Genomic DNA, 18608 nt, shown 5'->3' on the forward strand with positions numbered 1-18608 from the left:
TCAGAGCTCGCCGTAGAGCCGTTCGGCGTTTTCAAACGTGAAGCGCAGCGGTACCGAGCCTTCGACCTGCCATGCATCGATGGTGTCGCCCGCCATCAGCCGGCACGCGTCTATCGTGTTGGTGACGGCGCCGCCATAGAGCCGGTTGGCAAGGTTGAGGATGGCGGTCTGGTGCATGGCGGCACTGCCGCTGCCGCAGGCATCCTTGACCAGAAGCACGCGAAAGCCGGATGCCACCGCGTCCTTCACGGTGGCGTCGATGCAGGCCTCGGTCCAGACGCCGGCGACGATCAGCCATTCGATGCCGCGCGCCTTGAGTTCGGTTGCGGCAGGCCCGCCGCCGAAGGCGCTGGCCTGCGTCTTGACCAGCATCGTCTCGCCGGCCGCGGGCGCCACTTCCGGGCAGATTTCCGTCAGAGGATCGCTCTTGTCGGAAAAGGCGGACTTGCCGTCGGCGTCGAGCGGATGGAAGGGATGCGCCTTGGCGGCATCGACGATATAGGCCCAGTGGTAGAGCGGCACGAAGTTGCGCCGCGCCGCCGCCTGCAGGCGTTGGACGTTGGCCAGCACCTCGCCATAACCTTCGACCAGATAGCGCTTGTCCTGCCGATGCTCTTCCTGGAGGTCGATGAACGCCGCGGCGACCGTGCCGCGTTTGATGGAGATGGGGCTTTTCATGCGGATAGGCCTTGGTTCGCGACCAACGCCGCCGCTCTTCTCGCAAGGGCAGCGCAAGTGGTGGAGATTGGTCGGCGTCCTCCGAACTTCGTCCTCCCAGGGCGAAGCAGCCGCGCAGCGGCGTCGCGGAGACCCTGGGATCCGTTCCGTGACGTCGACCGTGGAGTGCAACTGTGCAGGATCTGCACCGTTGCGGCGCTCTGGAGTCCATGCCGTGACATTGGCCAAGGAATGCGGCGGAGCAGAACTTGCACCGTTGCGGCGCGGATGAGTCCCGGCATGGATCCTAGGGTCTGCGCCGCGTCGCTGCGCTCCTTGCTTCGCCCTAGGATGACGACGGGATTGGCGTTCGCGCTGGTTGCCAAGGGATGCGAAACGACCATCAAACCTGCTTCTCCAGAAACTCATCCTCGTAGGGAAAGCGCGACAGAAGCTCGGTGCCGGTGTCGGTTATCAGGATTTCGTCCTCCAGCTTGACGCCCTCGCGGCCGCCTTTCTCGCCGATATAGCTTTCCACGCTCACCACCATGCCGGGCACGACAACACCGTCGCGGCCATAGGTCTCATAGTCCATGGCATGCGCGATGAACGGCGTCTCGCCATGCATGCCCACGCCATGCATCACCGAGGTATAGCGCTGGTCGACGAAACGGTCCGGGATTTTCCACGCTCTTTCGGCGATCTCGCGAAACGCCATGCCAGGTTTGACAATCGAAATGTTGTGCTGAACCTGGTCGTGCGCCATGCGGTAGAGCGATTTCTGATAGTCGGTCGGCTTGCCAGGCCCGCAGCGGAAGGTGCGCGAAAAATCGGAATAATAGCCATAGCAGCCGATCGTGTCGGTATCGAGCGCCAGAAGCTCGCCCGGCCGGATCTTGCGGCCGCTGGCCTCGTTGAACCACGGATTGGTGCGCTGTCCCGAGGTGAGCAACCGCGTCTCGATAAACTCGCCGCCCTGGCGGATCACCTCGCCATACATGATGGCGAACAGCTCGTTTTCGGAGACGCCGGGCTTGATCGCCTCGCGCACGGCATAAACAGCGGCTTCCGCGCCAGCCATCGATACCTGCAGGCATTTGACTTCCTCGGGTGTTTTCACCGCGCGCACCGCCAGGATTTCGCCCTGACAATCCCTGACGTCGCAGCCGCGCTTTTCCAGCGCCAGCGCCTGCAAATGGCTGCAGCGGTCGAGCCCGAGCTTCATCGAGCCGCCGCCATGTTTCTTCAAAAGCTCGGCGATCTCGTCGGCGAAGGGGTCGGCGGTTTCGTCGTCGCGGCCCGACACCGAAGACCATACCAGCTTGGACGGGCGCGCCTCGTCGATAGTGTCGAGCACCATCGAGACATGGTAGCTCTGCGGGTACTCGAACAGCACGATCGGCCCGTCGGTCGGGATGAAGAAATACCGCGTCGAGTTGCGCAGGAAATAGCCGAACATGTTGCGCGAGCCGGTGGCATAGCGCTGGTTGTAGGGGTCGAACAAAACGACGCCCCCATAGCCCGCCTCGCGCATCCAGCCGCGCAGTTTCGCCAGCCGCCCTTTGCGCAAGGCGTCGGCATCGATGAAGGACGGCTCGGTGTCCGACAGCCACATGCCACCGGCCGAGTCAGCCGCAACCGGGTGGCGCATGCGGTCCTTGAAATCCACATCCTCGGTGCTGTCGGGGTCGAAAACGACGATGCTCATTGGGTGCGCCTCCTGAAGGGCTAGACCATAGCCATGCGCCGAAAAATGTCTGTGCGAGAATCCGCAGATGTCGTGCGAAATGCCGCAAGAAGGGCATGGATACAAAGGGCAATGTAGCGATCCTTCGCGCCCCCTCTGTCCTGCCGGACATCTCCCCCACAAGGAGGGAGATTAGCAGCTTTCGCGTCCCGCTCGCCCTGCAACGTTGGTGATTGGCGAAAGCCGAGGCGACATCTGATCTCCCCCCGTGTGGGGGAGATGTCCGGCAGGACAGAGGGGGGCGCTGTCCCGCCAGCATCTCACCGCGTTAGCGCGCAGCGCCCTCTAATGCCGCCGCATCGCCTTCGGCGCGTGCCCATGCTCCTCGCGAAACGCTCGGGCAAAACTTGACATGGACGCGAAGCCGCAGGCCAGCGCCACGTCTCGCACCATCAGCGTCGAATGGGCCAACAGGTCGGCGGCGCGCCGCAGCCGGAGCCGCCGGTAATATCCATTGGGCGAAATGCTGAGCTGGGCGCGGAAATTGCGCTCCAACTTGTCGGAGGAGACCCCGAGACGGGCCGCCAGTTCCGTCATGCCAAGCCGCTCTTCCACCGCATCCTCCATGATGGCAATGGCCGACAGCACCAGTTCGTTCTGGACGCCAGTGCGCAGCCTGAGCGGCATCAGCTTGCGGTCGACGCTCGAACGCAAAGGGCTGTGCACAAACCATTCCGCGACGCCGGCCGCGAGCTCGCCGCCATAATCGTTGGTGATGATCTCCAGCATCATGTCGAGGCTGCCGACGCCACCGGCCGAGGTGAAGCGCTTGCGGTCGATGACGTAGAGATCGCGCCGGAGCTCGATATCCGGGAAGGCCTCGGTGAATGCCGCCTGGCTGGTCCAGTGCAAGGTGCAGGCATGGCCGTCGAGCAGGCCGGCCCTGGCGAGGAAGAAGGCGGCGTCGGCCACCGCGCCTATGTGAGCGCCGGCGCGCAGGCTCTTGCGCATCCAGGCAACCGCATCGTCGGCGACGACGAGGTCCGCATTGCCGCCCGAGCAGACGACGATGCGATCGACCTTCGGCGCGCCGAACGCTGAGAATCCCGGTTGTATGACAACCCCATTGGATGCCTCGACCGTGCCCTGGTCGGCGCCGACGATCACCCAGCGATAGCACTCGCGCTTGGCCAGCACGTTGGCGGCGCGCAATGGCTCGATCACCGAACTGAACGCCATCATTGGAAAGCCGGGAAAGACCAGAACGGCGAAGGTGAGGGGACCTTCGCTCGCTGCGGGTTGCGCCCGGTCGTGTGTTTGGCTGGCACGGTCGGTATTCACAATTGTGTATTTCCTGGGAGCGTCATTGGTGGCAGACAGGAAATGTAACGGGCTTTTTGGCCCGCCGGCAATGGAGACGACGCCATGTTTGCGGCCCAGACCATCGACAGCACCGACAAGCCGGCCTTCTACCGCGAACTGGCCACCCAGTTGAAGGCGCTGCTGGAAGGCGAGAGCGACTCCGTCGCCAACGCCGCCAACACATCGGCGCTGATCTTCCAGATGGTGCCCGATCTCAACTGGGCCGGCTTCTATTTCCTGGCGTCCGACGAGGAGCTGGTGCTTGGACCGTTCCAGGGCAAGCCGGCCTGCGTGCGCATCGCCGTCGGCAAGGGCGTGTGCGGCACCGCGATCGATCTCGAAATGTCGATGCTGGTCAAGGATGTGCACGAGTTTGCCGGCCACATCGCCTGCGACGCCGACTCGCGCTCGGAACTCGTCGTGCTGCTGAGGGACAGTGACGGCGTCTTCGGCCTGATCGACCTCGACAGCCCGACGCCCGGCCGCTTCGACAAGGACGACCAGGCCGGCATCGAGGCGCTTGCCGCGATCTATGTCGCGGCGAGTTCGTTCGAGGACTAAGCGAACTTCACCAGCATCAGGCTGAAGCAGCCGATGAACAGGAAGGCGCAGGAGGCGAGCGCCAGCGGGCGAAGGCCGCGCGAGCGCAGCTGCGAAATGTTGGCCTGCAGACCCATGGCGGCGAGCCCCATGGTCAGCATGATGGTGGTGGCGAACGCCATGGCCGACTTCACTTCGGCCGGCACGGCAACCAGGCTGTTCAGCGCCACGACGGCGACGAAAGCGGCGACGAACCACGGTATCGGCGGCCGCGCACCGGATTGGCTGCTTGGGCGATCGCCATTGCTCTTGCGGCGCGTCATCAGGCCGAGCGCGATCACCATCGGCGCCAGCAGGGCGACGCGGGTCAGCTTGGCGACGGTGGCGATCTCGCCGGACTGGGCGCCGTTCTGGAAGCCGGCGCCGATGACCTGTGCCACCTCGTGGATCGAGGCGCCGGCCCACAGGCCGAATGCGTGCTGGTCGAGGCCGAGCACCGGCGCCAGCAGCGGAAAGCCGAGCATGGCGACGGTGCCGAACAGCGTGATCGAGGCGACGGCATAAGTGACGTCCTCGTCGCGCGCATCGGTGACGATGTTGGTGGCAACGATCGCCGAAGCGCCGCAGATCGAGGTGCCGGCGGCAATCAGCTGCGCCAGCTTGGCGTCGACGCCGATCAGCCGGCCAAGCGTAATGGTGAAGACGAAGGTCGCTCCAAGGGTCAGCGCCACGATGCCGACGCCGCCGGCGCCGATGGAGACGACCTGGCCGAGCGTCAGCTGAAAGCCGAGCAGCACGATGGCAAAGCGCAGCAGGCGCTTCTGCGAGAATGCAATGCCGGCCTTGGCGTGGGCGGGCGTGCCGAGCACGTTGGAATAGATCATGCCGGCGACGACGGCGAGGATCATCGGGCTGAACAGCGCGAAGCCGGAGACATTATGGGCCGAGAAGGCCACCCCCGTGATCATCGCCACCAGCACGATCCCGGGGATGACGCCATTCCACACGGAACCGAGCCGCTTCCGGCCCACGGCCAGATCGGCGGAAATCATGCTGATCGGAATATCGTTCGCTAGCTGGGCGGCGGAAGACAATGCAATTCTCCACGCAAGGACCTTAGGAGAATGTCATTCCAGAATCGATCTTTCCAACGAATTGTTTTTGTTGAAATGATCGATTTTTGTGAACATTTAGGGCGGCCGAGGTCAGAATGAGAAAGAGCGGCCGGGCGAAACCTGGAGCCGCCCTAGATCATGATGAATTCCCATCACGATCTAACCCCACTTTTTGGGATCATGCCCTAGTATTTCATCCCAATTCGCGCGGCGATCGTATGGTCCTGGCTGTCGCCGTTGCTGCCGACCGCGGTGCTGTAGTTCAGCCCGAAGGCAATACCGCCGATTTGCGCATCGACGCCGAGCCCGATTGACAAATAGTCGTTGGAAAAGGCATCTGCGTCCAGCGCGTAGGGCGTGGTGCCGATATCGGCATAGCCGAGGCTGACGCGGCTGGAGCCGGCAAAGTCGTGCGTATACTCAAAGCGCGCGCGCGGTGTGAGCAGACCCCAGCTGGTAGGAATGTTGTTCTCGATGCGCAGGCCAAGGGTGCCCGACAGCGTGTCGACGGTCTGCTTGCCGAAGGTCAGATTATAGATGTCGCCACCCGTCTCGGTGAAGCCGTCAAGCGTGGAGTGGGACCCCGACAGACGTCCATAGGGTGATATCAGAGAGTCCGGCCGGCGAAATTCGTAGCCCGCCGTCAGCGACCCGAAGACCTGGCTTCCGTCGCGCGTTCCAGACGCGAAATCGCCGGTATCGGTCACATAGCGCTCACTGTCGAAATTGAGGGCGCCATAGCCGGCAAGGCCATCGACAAAAAAATCTGGCGCCGGGCGGTAGCTGCTATAGGCGGCGACCGAGATGGCATGGGCGCGGCTTTCGGTGCCGTTGCTCCCGACGTCGGTGACGTCATGGCCATAGCCAAACCCGAGACCGGCGGTGAAGGTCGGGGAAAAGCGGTAGTCGGCACCGACGCTCACGCCGACCAGCGTATGGTCGAGCTTGATGGCTCCATCGTCATCGGTGCCGAAATTGACGTAGCCGCCGCTCCAGAAGGCCAGTTCGCCAAATGGGTTCTCGGCCGGCAGTGACGACGTCTGGGTGTCCACGTCCGTGCCAGTTGAAGACTGTCCGGTCTTGATCGGCGACGCGCCGGTCGAAGTCCTGTCCTGCTTTGCGTTGGCGTTGGGCTGAATGCGCTCCGGATTGGGCGCTCCGTAAGTGGACTGCGACGATGCCGTGGCGATTGCGGCGAGCGCCGGATCGTTCGCCGCATTCTGCTGCTGAGCGTATGCGTCGGGATTGTCCGACGATTGCTGGACGGCAACGCTGAGGCCTATCGAATTGTGGCGCTGGTCGCCCTCATTGTGGAGCTGTTCCAGCCTCTGTCCAAATCCCTGGATCTGAATGTCGGCGAAGTGCTTTGCCGCCTCCACCTGTGCCCGAATCAGGCCGATCACTTCCGGATCGCGGGAGGGGTCGGGCCGTGCCGTGACGTTGATGGTCACGGTTGCCGGAGGTGACGTTCCGTCGGCATTCGAGAGCGTGTAGGTCAGGCTGGTTGTGCCGGCAAAGGTGGCTGCCGCGGCAAACTGCAGGATATAAGCGCCGCCATCGGGCACAATGGAAGCCGTGCCCGCTTCGCTCGGCGGCGGCGAGGCAATCGTGGCGCTGGTAAACGGCCCATTCGTAGCCCCTTGCGTCAGGTCGAGGGACCCGGTCGTTCCGGCCATCACGTCCAGCGTGTGGTCCTGTGCCGACGGCAAGTGGATCTCGACGACCACAGTGTAGTCACGTTGGCCGGTAAAGCCGTTGCTGTCCGTGGCCCGCACCGTAAAATCGTAATTGGCCGCGACAGTGGGTGTGCCAGCCAGTGTACCCCCAGGCGAGAGTGCGAGGCCGGGAGGCACCGAGCCGGAAACCACGGTGAAGGTGTAGGGTGCGGCGCCGCCATTGGGGCTGCTTGCGGTGATGGTCTGGCTGTACGGCGTGCCAATATGTGCATTCGGCAATGTTGCCGGCGAAAACTCCACCGTCACCGTGGTGCAGGACAGGACAAGATTGGTCACGTCGGCTCCCGCCACCGTGCCCGAGGCCGTCGTGACCGTGCATGTCTGGTCGGCCGGCTTGGCAGTAACATCAACGCTCCAGTTGGAGCCGGTCAGCAGGCCATCCGCAAAGGCAAAGGTGGTATCGCCGACATTCACGTCCCTGGTTTGCGTCCCTGCCGGCGAGCTTGATGTCAATTTCAAACTCACCGTCCCGGTCTGACCGCTCGCCGTGCCGCTGATCACATAGAGCGGCTCATCAAAACAGATCAATGCGGACCCATCGCCTGAATTGACGCCTTCCGCCACCGCAGCCGATTGCAGCGAGCCGGCATCCGATGATCCGCCGCCGCCGCCGCCGCCGGCGCCGTTCCAGTTCTGCTGGCACGAGGTCGTGCCGACGCCTGCGCCGCCACCACCGCCGCCGACAGTAGCCCCGCCACCGCCGCCACCAGCATATCCGGCGCCCAGGAAAGACCCTGAGAAATTTCGTGCAGTTCCGCCTTGGCCATTTGTCTGACCGGCCGTGCCAGGAAAACTATCGCACCCAGCGCCGATCGCGCCACCGGCACCTACAGTGCCACCTTCACCGCCAAAGGGGCCAAGGCCGCCCGAAACATCGGTTCCTGCCGAGCCGGATCCCCCGCTCTTGCCACCGGCGCCACCAGCTATCGAATTTGTAGTGTGCCAGCCCCCGTTGCCACCGCCGCCACCGCCGCCAGCAATTGCCAGGCGGGTTCCGCCCAGCCGCAGGTCGGTCGCCCCGCCACCATTGCCGCCGTCGGGAGTACCGCTCGCGCCACCGGGATTGACCGCGAGCGAGCCACGGCCGCCAACGCCGACAGAAAGGATGTCACCCGGCGCGACAGTCAAGGAACCGCTCACCTGGCCGCCGAGCCCGCCGGCGCCGCCTGGGCTCAATGGGCTGCCCCCGATGGTGCCGGCGCCGCTCTTGCCAACCCCGCCTTGCGCTCCCTTGAGGTATACTGTGGCGGAATGGGTGTTGCCAGGAACCGAGATGGACTGGTCGCCGCCAGTAAAGCTAAAAGCATGAGCTGTCTGTGTGGGACTACAAGACTGCCCGAGCGCTGACGTCGTGCCCGCGAGCGCGTAGACGACCGTCATCGCGCCTAACAAACGTGAGATTGTACGCTTTGCCAGCCCCCGATGCATGGCGCCCCCCCCCGTCAGCCCGTCCAGTGCTTCTCCGCTTATATTATGATGCCAAGATTAGATCAAATAGAAATTTGAACCAATGGTAGGTTGAATGTCCAACAATATTAGCTGTTGCTGTTTTTTTGTACGCGTACGAGAGCCCTACTCGACGGCGCAGCAGTTTAGGCGAGCAACCACCGCGCAAGGTGAAGACTGGCGTTGCCTGGCAGTACACTTATGGCCTTGCCGGCGCCGCCCGCTCTAGCCGCGCGGGTCAACTCGGAGGCTGGGCCAACGCCAAAATCTTGACAGCGCCGCGCTTCCTGCTCCAGCGTGGCGTCATGTTCGTTTTCTCGTTCGCCATCGCCAAGCGACGCCGTTCCTGCACCACGCAGCGCGGCAAGCTGTTTGCGCGACGAAAAGGACCGGCCCAATAAAATTCCGGTTCGTTCGTTCCAGCCCCGCCCGCGACGTCTGCCGGCGGGGTTTTCATGTCTGGAGCCTTTGCCATGTCCAATTCTTCCATCCTGTTTCGGCCGGCCCAACCGGCGGACGCTGCTGCCATCAAGGACATTGTGCGTGCCGCCTATGCCAAATGGGTGCCTCTGATCGGCCGCGAGCCGCTGCCGATGCGCGCCGACTATGACAAGGCGGTCGCCGAACATCCGTTCGATCTCGCCATCGAAAATGGCCGCATCGTCGGCATGATCGAGACCATGCTGGCCGACGATCATCTCTGGATCGAGAATGTCTGCGTCGCGCCAGAGGCGCAGGGCAGGGGAATCGGCCGGCTGCTGCTGGAACGGGCGGAGCAGAAGGCGCTAGAGGCCAGTTGCTTCGAGCTGCGCCTGCTGACCAATGGCGCCTTCATGGCCAATGTGTTGTTGTACAAACGGCATGGCTATACGATCGACCGGGAGGAGCCGTTCATGAACGGCATCACGGTCTATATGAGCAAGAAACTGGGGTAATGGCCGATAACAGGGAGGATCGGATGGCAGTCAGGGTCCGGTTGAAGCCGCTCTCGGGGCGGTATGCCGTTTCGCGCCTCGAAGCAAAAGACAGCATTCCCGGCTGGGCGGACGGGCCGGGCTTCGTCAGCATTACCAGGACCGACGACGAGCTTTCGGTTGTCTGCCTGCAGGATCGGGTGCCGGACGGGGTGAAGCATGACAGGGACTGGGTCGCCCTGAAACTCCAAGGTCCCTTTGCCTTCGACGAAACAGGCATCGTCCTGTCGGTGATAAAACCATTGTCGGAAAACGAACTCGGCATTTTTCTGGTATCCACCTTCGATGGTGACCATCTGCTCGTCAAAGCCAAGGATGAAGCCGCGGCAAGGGGGCTTCTGGTCGCGGCGGGGCACACGCTTCTGTAGCCGTAGGCTCAATCGCCCGCCCTTGCGTTTGACATCGCTCTTGCCCCATCGTTATCCCCGATACGACGATCCGGCGATCGCCCCCATCAATTCAGAAATCCCCCGAGGAGAAGCCCGTGTCACACAATCTGCAGTTCTATATCGACGGCGTGTGGGTCGATCCTGTCGTGCCCAGCACACTCGACGTCATCGACCCGTCAAACGAAGATGCTTTCGCGCAGATTTCGCTCGGCTCAAAGGCCGATGTCGACAAGGCGGTTGCGGTCGCCAAGCGCGCCTTCGAGACATTCGGCTTCACTTCGGTCGAGGAGCGCCTCGATATCCTCAACCGCATAATCGAGGTCTACAAGAAGCGCAGCGCCGATCTGGCGCTGGCCGTATCGCGCGAGATGGGCGCGCCGCGCCAGATGGCACTCGACAGCCAGGTCGGCATTGGCCTGGCACATCTGCGGAAGATGGCCGAGGTGCTGAAGTCGTTCGAATTCCGCCACGTCAAGGGCTCGTCGCTGATCGTCAAGGAGCCGATCGGGGTCGTCGGCCTGATCACGCCGTGGAACTGGCCGCTGAACCAGATCACCTGCAAGGTCGGCCCCGCCCTTGCCGCCGGCTGCACCATGGTTCTGAAGCCCTCGGAAATCGCCCCGCTCGACGCCATCATCTTTGCCGAAATCATCGACGAGGCAGGCGTTCCCAAGGGCGTCTTCAACCTCGTCAACGGCGACGGCCCGGGCGTCGGCCAGGCGCTGTCCAGCCATCCCGATGTCGACATGATGTCGTTCACCGGGTCGACCCGCGCCGGCATCCTGGTCGCCAAGGCGGCCGCCGACACGGTCAAGCGCGTGCATCAGGAACTCGGCGGCAAGTCGGCCAACATCCTGTTTCCCGATGTCGATCTCGAAAAGGCCGTCAGCAAGGGCGTCGCCGGCTGCTTCAGCAACTCGGGCCAGTCCTGCAACGCGCCGACCCGCATGTTCGTGCCGCGCGACCGCCATGACGAGGCGACCGGCTACGCCAAGACGGCGGCCGAAAAATTGACCGTCGGCCCGGCCGATGCGGCCGGCACCAAGCTCGGCCCGGTGGTCAGCCAGATCCAGTTCGACAAGATCCAGGACCTGATCCAGGCCGGCATAGATGAAGGCGCCACGCTGGTCGCGGGTGGACCGGGGCGTCCGGCCGAGCTCAACCGCGGCTACTATGTCCGCCCCACCGTGTTCGCCGACGTCACATCAGACATGCGCATCGCGCGCGAGGAAATCTTCGGGCCGGTGCTGGCGATCATGCCTTACGACACAGTGGAAGAGGCGATCGGCACCGCCAACGACACTGTCTATGGGCTGGCGTCCTACATCCAGGCCAAGGATATCGAGAAGGCCCGCGAAGTCGCCGCCCGCATGCGCACCGGCACTGTCTACATCAACTATCCGCAATGGGACGCCGGCCTGCCATTCGGCGGCTACAAGCAATCCGGCAACGGCCGCGAATACGCCGAATACGGGCTGGAGGATTTCCTCGAGATCAAGGGCATCGCGGGGTATAAGGCAGCGGAGTAGGGGCTACCCCTTGGGGACCGGCAACCAGCCGGTCCCGAGGCTTCAGCTCTCAAAGGTGCGGCTTCACTCTTCCCGGAAAGCTTTCTGGATCTGATCCGACAGCGGCTTCACCAGATAGGAAAGCATCGTCCGGTCGCCCGTCGGGAAGAACACTTCGGCCGGCATGCCTGGCGCCAGCGCCAGCCCGCGCAGCTTGGCGACCTCGGTTTTGGGCAGCGTCACCCGCGCCACATAGAAGGCTGCTCCGGTGCGCTCTTCGATGGTGAGATCCGCCGAGATCCGCGACAGCGTCCCGGTCAGCTCCGGCGTGGTTTGCCGATTGAAGGCCGACAGGCGCAAAATCGCATTCTGGCCCATCGTCACCTGGTCGATATCCTGCGGTGCGATATGCGCTTCAACGGTCAGGTCGTCCGTCACCGGTACGATCTGCATCACCTGTTCGCCGGGGGTGATCACCCCGCCGATCGTATGCACGGCCAACTGCAGCACCACGCCATCCTGCGGGCTGCGCAGATCGATGCGCTTCAACTGGTCCTCGGCCGCCACCTTGCGTTCGACGAACTCGGAGATCTTCCCTTGGGTTTCGCGTAAGTCGGTTGCGACCTCGCTGCGAAGGTCCTGGTCGATCTGGATAATCTGCAGTTCGATCTCGGACGCCTTGCCTTCACCTGGGCAATTCCGGCGGTCAACTGGCCATGCTCGCCTTCGAGCCGCACCGCGTCCCGTTCCAGCGCCGTCATCCGCTCGATCCCTATCAGCTTGCGACGCCAGAGCGACCGCACCCCTTCCAGCTCGATCCCTATCAGCTCGATCTCGCGGCGTTTCGCCTGCCGCTGCTCGGTCAGGCCGGCGGTCTCCTGCGTCAACTGGGCGATCCGTTCGCGCAATTGAGATCGCTGGCCGGATCGCGCCTGGTGCCGGAAATCGAACAGCGATTGTTCTCCGGCCATCGATGCGGCGACACCGGCTTCGTCGCGCCGCGATGTTAAAACGTCCGGAAAGCTGATCGTGTCCTTGCCGTCACGCTCCGCCTCCAGGCGCGCCAACCGTGCATAAAACTCATCCAGACCTTTTGAGACGATCGCCAGATTGGCGCGCGTTGTCGTCTCGTCCAGCCGCACCAGAATATCGCCCGCCTTGACCCGGTCGCCTTCACGCACCCTGATCTCGCCGACCACGCCGCCCGTCGGATGCTGAACCTTCTTTACATTGGAATCGACCACCAGCCGGCCAGCTGCGATCACCGCACCCGACATCTTGGTCACTGCCGCCAGGCCGCCAACACCTCCGACAAGCAGCAGACAGGTAGCAACGCCAGCCACGAGATAGCGGCGGACCTGCCGGTGATGCAAAGCGCTTCTGTCCTCGCTCATGCCGGAACGCCTCGCTCCGTGGCGGCAACGACCTTGAGCGGCGCTGCCGATCGGAAGACCTTGTTCAGCACCTCGTCCTTCGGACCGAAGGCCTGCACATGGCCATTGGCCATCACCAGCACCGTATCGACATTGGCCAGCACACTGGACCGGTGCGCGACGACGATAACGATGCCGCCGCGGTCCCTGATGCCCTGGATCGCTGCGGACAAGGCCACTTCACCCTCCGAGTCGAGATTGGAATTCGGCTCGTCCAGGATGACCATGAACGGATCGCCATAGAGAGAGCGGGCAAGGGCGACACGCTGCCGTTGCCCCGCCGACAGCGAGGCGCCGGCTTCGCCAACCTTCGTGTCGTAACCGTCGGCCAGATGCACGACGAGATCATGCACGCCGGCGGCCTTGGCTGCCGCAAGCACCATGTCGGATGACGCATCCGGGTCGAAGCGGGCGATGTTCTGCGCAATCGTGCCGTCGAACAACTGCACATCCTGCGGCAGGTAGCCGATATGTTTGCCCAACTCGTCGGCCGGCCACTGGTCAAGCGTCGCTCCGTCCAGCCGCACGGCGCCGCGCGCCGGCAGCCAGACACCTGCAAGCGTACGCACCAGCGATGATTTGCCGGAAGCACTCGGGCCGATGACCCCCAGGCCTGCTCCCTTGGCCAGTGAAAAACTTGCATCCCACACCACCGGCGTGCGTTCGCCCGGCGGCGCGACACTGACATTCTCGACCGCCAGCGCGCTGACAGGCGCGGGCAGGGTCACGCCGGTTGCGCCTTCCGGCAGCGCGGACAGAAGCTGCTTCAGGCGTGCCCAGCTTTGCCGCGCCGAAATGAAACCCTTCCAATGCGCTATCGCCAGTTCGATCGGAGCCAGCGCCCTGCCCATCATGATCGAGCTTGCGATCATGATGCCGCCGGTCGCCTCTTGCTTGATGACCAGATAAGCGCCGATCGCCAGCATTGCCGATTGCAGCATCAACCGCAGGATCTTGGAAATCGTGCCAAGCGTTCCCGCGACATCGCTGGCCGCCGCATGGGCGTTCAGGTACTCGGCATTGACGGCAGACCACCGCTCGGCGATACGCCCGCCAAAACCCATGGCCTGCATGGCTTCGGCATTGCGCCTTGTCGCCTCGGCCAACGTGCTGCGAACGGCCGCGTGCTGTCCGGCGATCCTTGTCGGGCCGCGGGTCCGGAATTCGGCCAGAAGCGTCAGTGCAAACAGGACAACGGCGCCGGCAAGCGCGGTAACGCCGATCCAGAAATGAAAAATGAAACAGATGCCGATGTAGAGCGGCATCCATGGCAGGTCGAACAAAGCGGTCGGTCCGGCACTGCCGATAAAGGAGCGGACCTGATCGAGATCCCGTAGGGGTTGCAGCCCGTCGCCGGAAGGCTTGGCGCGCAGCGGCAGGCGCATCAGCGCCGAATAGACCGACGGGCTCAGCTTTGCGTCCAACCCCTGTCCCAGCCGCACCATGAGGCGAGAGCGGATCAGCTCCAGCACTCCCTGAAACACGAACAATGTTCCCGCAAGCACCGCCAGGCCGACCAGCGTCGGCACGCTGCGACCCGGAACGACGCGGTCATAGACTTGCAACATGAAGAACGAGCCGGTCAGGGTCAGCACGTTGACGACCCCGCTCATCAGGACGATGCCCGAAAACGCACGTCGAAAGGACGCCAGGATTCCGACCAGCGTAAGCGGCGTCGATGGCGTCAGCTGCATGCAGGCTCGCAATCAGGATATGGCATCTCGTCCCTTCAATAGATAACTGCCTTGAGTGTGACATGGACGGGCAAGCCGGCCTGGAACTGCGCGCTGCCCCGCGCCACCAGCCAGCCGTCCGCACGCTCCAGGCGCGCAACGACCTGCAGCGTTGGTGAAGCGGTCGAGCTTGCGGGCAGGGGCAAGGAAAATTCTATGGTCTTTGAGCCGCCCTCGCTCTTGAGGCTGGTTTTGGCGGCGCGGCGTCGCCCACTGTCCTGAATGGCGGGATCCTCAAGATAGATCTCAAGATGACCTTCCGGGATAGCCTTGCCGCCCACAAAGGTGACGGCGCCGCGAATATCTGTTGCGCGAATATCTGGCGCGCGAATATCTGGCGATTGCGCTGCCGCTGCCCCGGTGGCCGCGGCGACTGCCGCAACTCCGGCGGCCATTAACACTGTGCGGCGGTCGGTCATCGCGTCCTCTCCCTTTTCACTGCGCTGGGGTATGCGGGAGGGGAGCCTGACGGCACCCCTCCCCCGGCAACGCGTTAGATGACAATGAAGTCTGCAGCCGAAAGATCCAGATTTGTGTTCAGGTGTGCAAACTGAACGGCTGCTCCCTGTCCGGAACCATCGGCGTCGTAAGACAATATTCCACTGTCGGTGTCGTAGATGATGCGGTCGTCGGCATCATGAGCAGCACCGGCTGCGCTCTTGTAGAATGAGCCCAAAGCGAGGGCGCCGTCGCCGCCAACGCTGGCAAAGATGAGGTTGTCCAGCAGGATCGTATCGTCGGCGACCTTGAAGTCCTTGATCCAGTCGATATTGCCGTTCCCGAGTTCTGTCGAGAAGCGGAAATAGTCGTCGCCGGCGCCGCCGGTCAGCGTATCGGCAGCCAGCCCGCCATCCAAAAGGTCGCTGCCGCCGCCGCCGTTGAGCGTATCGGCGCCCGCAACGCCCGGCTGAGCTGGTGCCGGCGGGAATTCGACCGACACGTTCAGCTTGTAAGTCGAGCCCTCCGGCACGGATTCGACCCAGCCATCGCCAGGAGCCGAGTCCGACCATTCGCCCTCCACAATATAGTAGGTTCCGGTTTCCTGAACGATGAAGCTGGTGCTCGAATCGCGGCCGTTGTTGGAGCCGGGGTCGTTGCCGCCATCGTCGTTCTGGGCGACGATATTGCCATCGCTGTCCAGCACCCTGACGATGCTGTCATGGACATTGGGGTCGGCAATGCCATCGATGTCGATGGTGATGATCGTGCCGGCCGCCAGGTTGATGCTGTAATATCCGCCCAAGCCGTTTCCGGTGGCATTGACGGTGGTGTGAAGGGTGGTCGTCGAATCGAAGATGTCGGGGTCGGCGGTCAGCGAGAAGTTGTTCGAGATGTCGAAGGCGGTCGAGACCGAATTGTTGGTCGCGTCCGGTCCGAGCGTGGCGTAGCCGGTGCCCATGCCCGGGCGTGGCGGAGCATCGCCCTGATAGGCGAAATCGCCGAGCAGGGTGTCATCGCCGCCGCCGCCGTCGATCTTGTCGGCGCCGCCCTGGCCGGTCAGCACATTGGCCGCGCCATCGCCGGTCAGGTGATCGTTGAAGCCCGAGCCAGCCAGATTTTCGATCGAGATATAGGTGTCGCCGCCGGATTTGCCGCCACCCAGTTTGAGGTTTTGCCCGCTGGCCGCGTCGGCGTAGTCCGCCGTGTCGCTGCCGGCGCCGCCATTCAATATATCGGCGCCGCCACCGCCGGTCAGCGTGTCGTTGCCGGCGCCGCCGGAAAGTTTGTTGGCCTGGGCGTTGCCGATGAGATGGTCGTCAAAGAACGACCCGACGGCGTTTTCGAAGCCGACCAGGATGTCGTGCCGGATAACGGTGCCGCGCCCGACGATCTGCACCGGGCCATCGCCGTCGCCGCCATTGGCCGTGCCATTGGCGAGGTCGATCGTCACGCCGGCGGAACTGCCTTCGTAGACGACCGTATCAATGCCGGCGCCGCCATCCAGATAGTCCTGGCCGGCGCCGCCGATGATCGTGTCGTTGCCGGCTTCACCGTACAGGATGTCGCCGTCATTGCCGCCATTCAGTATGTCGTTGCCGCCGCCGCCGTTGAAATAGTCGCCGCCGCCCCGGCCCCAGAAATGATTTGCCGCCGACGTACCGATGAAACGGTCGATGCGGTCATCGGAGCCGATCAGGTTTTCGATGCTGTAGAAGGTGTCGCCGGTGGCGGTGCCGCCATTGGCAACGTTCGTCTCGAGGTTGACGAGCAGTTGGAAGGGGCTCTCCTTGCTGAAGTCTACCGTGTCGACGCCGGCGCCGCCCCTGAATATATCGACGCCATCCTGGCCGCTCAGCGTATCGTCGCCGTCGCCGCCGTCGAGGATGTCGTTGCCTTGGCCGCCGAGGATCGTATCGTTGCCGCGGCCGCCATAGAGCGTGTCATTGCCGTCGTCGCTCTCGGTCTGGTCTGGAAGGTCGGCGACATCGATGGTGTTGTTGATGTCGCGGCTGGCGAGCGAGTCGCGGCCGCCGATGATGAGGTCATCGCCGCCCTGGCCGAAGATCGTGTCGTCGCCGGCGCCGCCGTCGAGCGTATTGTTGCCATTGTCGCCGAAGATGACGCTGGTCATCGTGTTGTCGCCGATGGTCGGTGCGGTTTCGGTGCCGCCGTCTCCAGGCTGGAGTGTCGACTCGTCGGCGTAGATGATGTGTTCGACGTTGGCGATTTTCCGGATATTCAAGTTCCGGTTCAGCAGAACGACCGTGTCATTCCCGCCATTCGCTTCCTCGCGCACGATGTCGTCGAGAGAATCGACGAAGTAGGTGTCGTCGCCGCCATTGCCGGCCATGCGGTCGCCGCCGCCGCGGCCATCCAGCACGTTGGCTCCGTCATTGCCGATCAGGACGTCGTCATAGCTGCTGCCGATGCCGTTCTCGATGTAATAGTCCGTGCCGTCGGCGTTGTGCCCGGCAAAGATCGACACATTGTTGCTATGGCCGTTGACGCTGGAGAACTGCCCGGCGCGCAGATCGAGGATCGTGCCGGCCGTCGAGCCGGAGAAGTCGATCGTGTCGGTTCCTCCGGTGTCATGGATGACAAAACCGATATCGTGCTGCATGCCCGAGGAGGTCAGCCGGTAGCCGTCCACGGCACTGCCGAAGCCGTAGACGTTGTCGCCCGTGTTGAGATCGATATGCTGATAGGTGCGCACGCCGTTCTCGTCGACGGTCGAGAAAAAGCGGCGGATGACAGCCTCGATGTCGGCCATCATCGGCGTTGACGCCGACCAGCGGCTGGTTTCACCGACATCGATCCCGTCGAAATAGGACATGACGCTGTATTGCTGACGGTCGTAGGTCCAGGTCGCATTGTTCAGGTAATTGATCTGTACGCCGCCTGGGCCGCTGTAATTGTAGAGCCCGGGATGGTTCAGCCCGAACTCATGACCGAATTCATGGATGAAGGAATCGAAGACATAGCCGCCAATATCCGTCTTGTTGACCTCGGTGTCGTGGAAACGCTGGCCGATGCTGACATAGCGGTCGTTGGAATAGGCGCTGCCGTCGTCCTCTTGGCCCAGTTCGGGGCTGACAACCTGCATCCAGTCCGTTGCGCTGTTGTATGGTGCATTGTCGACGATTTCGAACTTCAACGGGGTGACACTGGCCCACATCTGCAAGGCGCCGATCGCGGCGGCCTTGTATTCGGGATGGTCATTGAGCTCGGAGACATTGATCCTCAGCGTTCCCGCCGCGATCGCCGGCGTTATCGACCGGTCCAGCGCTCCAAGATAGGTGAGGAAGGCTCCGTAATCTTCGCTTTTGCCGTACGGGTTGTCCGGCGTCTGGTCGTTGACCCACCATTGATCGCTGGTTTGGCTTGGGTTCGGCATCCTTGGGCTCCTTGGTCTCGCAGCCGTGGCAATTACGGCTGTACGGTTTAGCAGTTGCCAACCACCGACAAGCATCCTCTGCGCTTGCCGGTCGAGCCCCGTCCCAGTGCCAACAATGCTATTGGAATCTTCGCTTGTCTAGCCTCTGTTCGCGCTCAGTACATATGAAGGTTCTTGGGCGCGCTTGTACCGG

14 protein-coding genes are annotated in these 18608 nt (G+C 63.1%); 4 read left to right on the plus strand and 10 right to left on the minus strand.

Annotated features, from left to right (window positions below; all coding sequences use genetic code 11):
• The 3 genes from NKJ80_RS07320 to NKJ80_RS07330 all read right to left on the minus strand — a co-directional run bounded on the left by NKJ80_RS07320 (nucleotide 1) and on the right by NKJ80_RS07330 (nucleotide 3586).
• Nucleotides 1-678: an isochorismatase family protein gene (locus tag NKJ80_RS07320; protein ID WP_023705793.1), complete on the minus strand. Its 678-nt coding sequence runs from the start codon at nucleotides 676-678 to the stop codon at nucleotides 1-3.
• Nucleotides 679-1060: 382 nt separating this feature from the next.
• Entirely contained in the window at nucleotides 1061-2365 is a 1305-nt protein-coding gene (locus tag NKJ80_RS07325; protein ID WP_352497326.1) for a M24 family metallopeptidase, read from the minus strand.
• A gap of 324 nt (nucleotides 2366-2689) precedes the next feature.
• Nucleotides 2690-3586, minus strand: a complete 897-nt coding sequence (locus NKJ80_RS07330) for a GlxA family transcriptional regulator (protein WP_352497347.1) — start codon at nucleotides 3584-3586, stop codon at nucleotides 2690-2692.
• A gap of 183 nt (nucleotides 3587-3769) precedes the next feature.
• Here NKJ80_RS07330 and msrC point away from each other — a divergent pair, with 183 nt between their 5' ends.
• Nucleotides 3770-4267 (plus strand): free L-methionine (R)-S-oxide reductase MsrC, encoded by a 498-nt coding sequence (gene msrC, locus NKJ80_RS07335; RefSeq protein ID WP_023730524.1) that lies wholly within the window; start codon nucleotides 3770-3772, stop codon nucleotides 4265-4267.
• Here msrC and NKJ80_RS07340 read toward each other — a convergent pair.
• Complete coding sequence (locus NKJ80_RS07340) at nucleotides 4264-5298, minus strand: YeiH family protein (protein ID WP_460221790.1); 1035 nt, start codon at nucleotides 5296-5298, stop codon at nucleotides 4264-4266. The two genes, msrC and NKJ80_RS07340, sit on opposite strands and share 4 nt — an antisense overlap.
• Before the next feature lie 248 nt (nucleotides 5299-5546).
• A complete protein-coding gene (locus NKJ80_RS07345; RefSeq protein WP_352497327.1) occupies nucleotides 5547-8477 on the minus strand; it encodes an autotransporter domain-containing protein in 2931 nt (976 codons plus the stop codon).
• A 539-nt stretch (nucleotides 8478-9016) separates the two neighbouring features.
• Here NKJ80_RS07345 and NKJ80_RS07350 point away from each other — a divergent pair.
• The 3 genes from NKJ80_RS07350 to NKJ80_RS07360 all read left to right on the plus strand — a co-directional run bounded on the left by NKJ80_RS07350 (nucleotide 9017) and on the right by NKJ80_RS07360 (nucleotide 11435).
• Nucleotides 9017-9478, plus strand: coding sequence for a GNAT family N-acetyltransferase (locus tag NKJ80_RS07350; RefSeq protein ID WP_023672550.1), 462 nt, complete (start codon nucleotides 9017-9019; stop codon nucleotides 9476-9478).
• A 23-nt stretch (nucleotides 9479-9501) separates the two neighbouring features.
• Nucleotides 9502-9885 (plus strand): ACT domain-containing protein, encoded by a 384-nt coding sequence (locus NKJ80_RS07355; RefSeq protein WP_023700600.1) that lies wholly within the window; start codon nucleotides 9502-9504, stop codon nucleotides 9883-9885.
• A 116-nt stretch (nucleotides 9886-10001) separates the two neighbouring features.
• The gene (locus tag NKJ80_RS07360) at nucleotides 10002-11435 is read left to right on the plus strand and encodes an aldehyde dehydrogenase family protein (protein WP_023730527.1); all 1434 of its coding nucleotides are present in this window, start codon (nucleotides 10002-10004) and stop codon (nucleotides 11433-11435) included.
• Nucleotides 11436-11498: 63 nt separating this feature from the next.
• Here the strand turns inward: NKJ80_RS07360 and NKJ80_RS07365 are convergent, their stop codons facing one another.
• The 5 genes from NKJ80_RS07365 to NKJ80_RS07385 all read right to left on the minus strand — a co-directional run bounded on the left by NKJ80_RS07365 (nucleotide 11499) and on the right by NKJ80_RS07385 (nucleotide 18415).
• Nucleotides 11499-12077, minus strand: a complete 579-nt coding sequence (locus NKJ80_RS07365) for an HlyD family type I secretion periplasmic adaptor subunit (RefSeq protein WP_352497348.1) — start codon at nucleotides 12075-12077, stop codon at nucleotides 11499-11501.
• Complete coding sequence (locus NKJ80_RS07370; protein ID WP_352497328.1) at nucleotides 11960-12808, minus strand: HlyD family secretion protein; 849 nt, start codon at nucleotides 12806-12808, stop codon at nucleotides 11960-11962. The genes NKJ80_RS07365 and NKJ80_RS07370 overlap by 118 nt, the downstream gene beginning before the upstream one ends.
• On the minus strand, nucleotides 12805-14541 hold the full coding sequence (locus NKJ80_RS07375; RefSeq protein WP_023705801.1) for a type I secretion system permease/ATPase: 1737 nt from the start codon (nucleotides 14539-14541) through the stop codon (nucleotides 12805-12807). Before NKJ80_RS07375 ends, NKJ80_RS07370 begins: the two co-directional genes overlap by 4 nt.
• Before the next feature lie 35 nt (nucleotides 14542-14576).
• Nucleotides 14577-14999, minus strand: coding sequence for a hypothetical protein (locus NKJ80_RS07380; protein ID WP_023682883.1), 423 nt, complete (start codon nucleotides 14997-14999; stop codon nucleotides 14577-14579).
• 74 nt (nucleotides 15000-15073) lie between these two features.
• Nucleotides 15074-18415 carry a M10 family metallopeptidase C-terminal domain-containing protein gene (locus tag NKJ80_RS07385; protein ID WP_352497329.1) on the minus strand — a complete coding sequence of 1114 codons (3342 nt, stop codon included), beginning with the start codon at nucleotides 18413-18415 and terminating at the stop codon, nucleotides 15074-15076.
• Nucleotides 18416-18608: the final 193 nt, after the last annotated feature.

The organism is Mesorhizobium sp. M0030, from assembly GCF_040323695.1.
Lineage (GTDB): Bacteria > Pseudomonadota > Alphaproteobacteria > Rhizobiales > Rhizobiaceae > Mesorhizobium.